This window comes from Streptomyces capoamus (assembly GCF_014654935.1).
Lineage (GTDB): Bacteria > Actinomycetota > Actinomycetes > Streptomycetales > Streptomycetaceae > Streptomyces > Streptomyces capoamus.
In genome coordinates, this window is the sequence record NZ_BNBF01000062.1 from 1 (window position 1) to 3,681 (window position 3,681).

At 74.2% G+C, this 3,681-nt stretch carries 2 protein-coding genes; both read right to left on the minus strand.

Going from position 1 to position 3,681, the window contains the following annotated elements; all coding sequences use genetic code 11:
- Nucleotides 1-3,508: non-ribosomal peptide synthetase (locus IE312_RS37735; RefSeq protein WP_189986820.1), on the minus strand; the 3,508-nt coding region annotated here is incomplete at its 3' end.
- A 6-nt stretch (nucleotides 3,509-3,514) separates the two neighbouring features.
- Nucleotides 3,515-3,679, minus strand: a complete 165-nt coding sequence (locus IE312_RS44250; RefSeq protein WP_368860045.1) for a phosphopantetheine-binding protein — start codon at nucleotides 3,677-3,679, stop codon at nucleotides 3,515-3,517.
- Nucleotides 3,680-3,681 lie beyond the last annotated feature (2 nt).

The window sequence follows — 3,681 nt, forward strand, 5'->3', positions numbered from 1 at the left end:
CCGACGCCTCCAGCCACACGAACTGGGCCATCACCCCGCCCGCCGGATCCAGCCGCCCCGCCGCAGCATCCAGCTCGACCGCCGCATCCGCCCCCGCACCCGCAACCCGGTGCAACAACGCGCCCGCATCGACCGAACCGGCCGGCTCCACATACAGACCCCGCTCCGGCGCCTCCACCAGACGCGCACGCAGGACGTCGTGCCGGTCGAGGAGTGCGTCGAGGGTGGCCACGAGGTCCGCGTGGTTCACCTCCGGCGGCATCCGGAGCACGGCCGACATCGCGAACCGGTCGTGTCCGCCGCCCAGGCCGAGGACGTGCCGGGCGACCGGCAGGAGCGGCATCCAGCCGGTCCCGCCGCCGGGCAGTTCCTCCAGGGCGACATGGTCGTCGGTCCTGCGGGCCGCGGCCTCGGCCAGCGCGGCGACCGTGCGGTGTTCGAACACCTCCCGGGCCGTGACCTCGACCCCCTTCGCCCGGGCCCGGGCCACCACCTGGATCGAGCGGATGCTGTCACCGCCGGCCGCGAAGAAGTCGTCGTCCACACCGACCCGCTCCACACCCAGCACCTCGGCGAACACCCCGGCCAGCACCTCCTCGGCCGCACTGCCCGGCGCCCGGTAGGCGACCTCCGAGACCTCCGGCTCCGGCAGCGCCCCCCGGTCCACCTTGCCGTTGGCCGTCAGCGGCAGCCTGCCGAGGACGACGATGACGGACGGGACCATGAACTCGGGCAGCCGGCCCGCCAGGAACCGGCGCAGATCGGCCACGGAGACGGCGGCGTCGAGGTCGAAGTCGCCCGCCTCGGCCGGCGCCCCGTCGGCGACCGGGACGACGTACCCGACGAGTGTCTGCCCGCCGCCGCGCCCCTCGCGGGCGACCACGACCGCCTGGGCGACCGCGGGGTGGGCCAGCAGCGCGGCCTCCACCTCGCCCGGCTCGATGCGCAGACCGCGCACCTTGACCTGCGCGTCCGCCCGGCCCATGTACTCCAGCTGTCCGTCGGGGGTCCAGCGGGCGAGGTCACCGGTGCGGTACATGCGCGCGCCGGCCGGACCGAACGGGTCGGCGACGAACCGCTCGGCGGTCAGCTCGGGCCGGCCCGCGTACCCGCGGGCGATCAGACCCGCCACGTACAGCTCGCCGACGACCCCGGGCGGCACCGGCGCGAGGCCCGGACCGAGCACGTAGGCCCGCATGTTGCCGAGCGGCGCGCCGACGGGCACGCCGGTCGTGGACCGCCAGGTGCCGGGCACCGGGAACAGGGAGGCGTAGAAGCTCTCGGTCTGGCCGTAGGCGTTGACGATCCGGGTGTCGGGCAGCGCGGCACGGATCCGGTCGACCAGGGCGCCGGGCAGCGCCTCGCCCGCGAACACCAGCCTGCGGACGTCGAGTTCGGGCCGCTCGTCCAGCAGGGCGGCGAAGACGGACGGTACGGCGCTCAGGACGGTGCCCGACCAGCCGCCACGCTCGCCGATCTCCAGTACGTCGCGGACCACCTCGACGGTGGCGCCGCGGCCGAGCGCGGTGAACACCTCGAAGACCGACACGTCGAAGCTGACGGAGGTCGCGGCCAGGACGCGCGAGCCCGCGTCGACCCCGACCGTCTCCGCCAGTCGCAGCACGCCGTTCACGAGGCTCGCGTGCGTGACGCCGACGCCCTTCGGGACACCGGTGGATCCGGAGGTGTACATGACGTAGGCGAGGTGGTCCGGGCGCAGGTCCGGGACGGCGGCGAGGGGCTCTCCGGCCGCCGGCAGCTCGTCCAGGAGGAGCAGCCGTCCGTCGGCCACCGTCAGGCCGGGGGCCGTCGCCCGGTCGGTGAGGACGAGGACGGGATCGGCGTCCTTGAGGAGCAGCTCGCACCGGTCCGCCGGATAGGCGGGGTCGACGGGAACGTAGGCGCCGCCCGCCTTCCACACCGCGAGGAGGGCCGTGACCAGCTCCGCGGAGCGCGGCAGGGCCACGGCGACGACGGTCTCCGGGCCGACCCCGCGTTCGACGAGCCGGCGGGCCAGCACGCCCGCACGGACGTCCAGTTCCCGGTATGTCAGCGTGGTCCCCGCGGCGACCACCGCCGGCACCTCCGGGGAGCGGGCCACCTGCCGGGCGAACAGCTCGGGCAGGGACCGCGCCGGCACCTCGGCCGGTGTCCCGGCGCACATGGCGAGCAGCAGTTCCCGCTCCTCCGGCGCCAGCACGTCGACCGCGCCGACCCGCACCCGCGGGTCGGCGGCGACCTGCCGCAGCACCCGCACCAGCCGGTCCGCCATCGCCTGCGCGGTGGAGCGGTCGAACAGGTCGGTGGCGAACTCCAGCCGGCCCTGCACACCCCCGTCGGCGGTCGGGATCATGTTGAAGAACAGGTCGAACTTGGCCGTGCCGGTGGCGGTCTCCAGCGGGACCGCGCGCAGGCCCGGCATCTCGAACTCGGTCCACACGAACTGCCAGGCGTACATGACCTGGAACAGCGGCTGGTACGCCGTGGAGCGCTCCGGGTTGAGCAGCTCCACCAGCCGCTCGAACGGCACGTCCTGGTGGTCGTAGCCGGCCAGGGCACGGGTGCGGGCCTGGTCGAGCAGGTCGGCGTACGTCGGATTGCCCGACAGGTCCAGCCGCAGCACCAGCGTGTTGGCGAAGAACCCGACCAGGTCCTCCAGGGCCTCGTCGGTGCGGCCCGCGACCGGGCTGCCGATGGTCAGGTCGTCGCCGGCGCCGAGCTGGTGCAGCAGCACCGCGAGCGCCGTCTCGGCGGCCATGGACACGGTGGCGCCCAGGTCGGCGGCCACCTTCTCCAAGCGCCCGCGCAGTTCCGGCTCGATCGTGAACTCCACGACGTCACCGCGGTGGCCGGCGACGGCGGGCCGCGGCCGGTCCAGGGACAGCGGCAGCGGCTGCGGCACGCCGGCCAGCTCCCGGCGCCAGAACTCGACCTGACGCGCGGCCACGCTCGTCGGGTCCTCCTCGTCACCGAGCAGCTCCCGCTGCCAGAGCGTGTAGTCCTTGTACTGGACGGGCAGCTCGGGCCAACCCGGTTCGCGGCCCTCGCACCGGGCCGTGTACGCGGTCACGAGGTCCCGCACCAGCGGGTCGACGGAGGCACCGTCACCGGCTATGTGGTGCAGCACCAGCACGAGCACGTGCTCGTCCGGGGCGCACCTGAACAGCCGGACGTCGAGCGGCAATTCGGCGGCGAGGTCGAAGGTGCGGCAGACCGCCCCGGTGACGGCGGCCCGCAACGCGTCGGGCCGGACGTCCACCAGCGGGACGTCCACCGTGGCGTCGGCGGCCGGGACGATCCGCTGCCACGGGTTCCCGTCACCGTCCTCCGCGAACAGGGTGCGCAGGCTCTCGTGGCGGCTCACCACGTCCCGCACGGCCTGCCGCAGCGCGTCGGTGTCCAGGTGGCCGGTCAGCTTGAGCGCGACCGGGATGTTGTAGGTGGCCGAGGGGCCTTCGAGCTTGTGGAGGAACCACAGCCGACGCTGCGCGTACGACAGCGGAATCATGCGTCTCTACTCCTCAACGGTCATCTTGCGCAGACGGGGCCGGCTGGTGGCCGCCAGCTCCTGCGACCGCTCGGCCAGCTGGGCCACGGTCGGGGTGCGGAACACCGTCCGGATGGGGATGTCGATGCCGAGTTCGGTCCGGATCCGGCCGATCAGGCGGGTGGCGAGCAGGG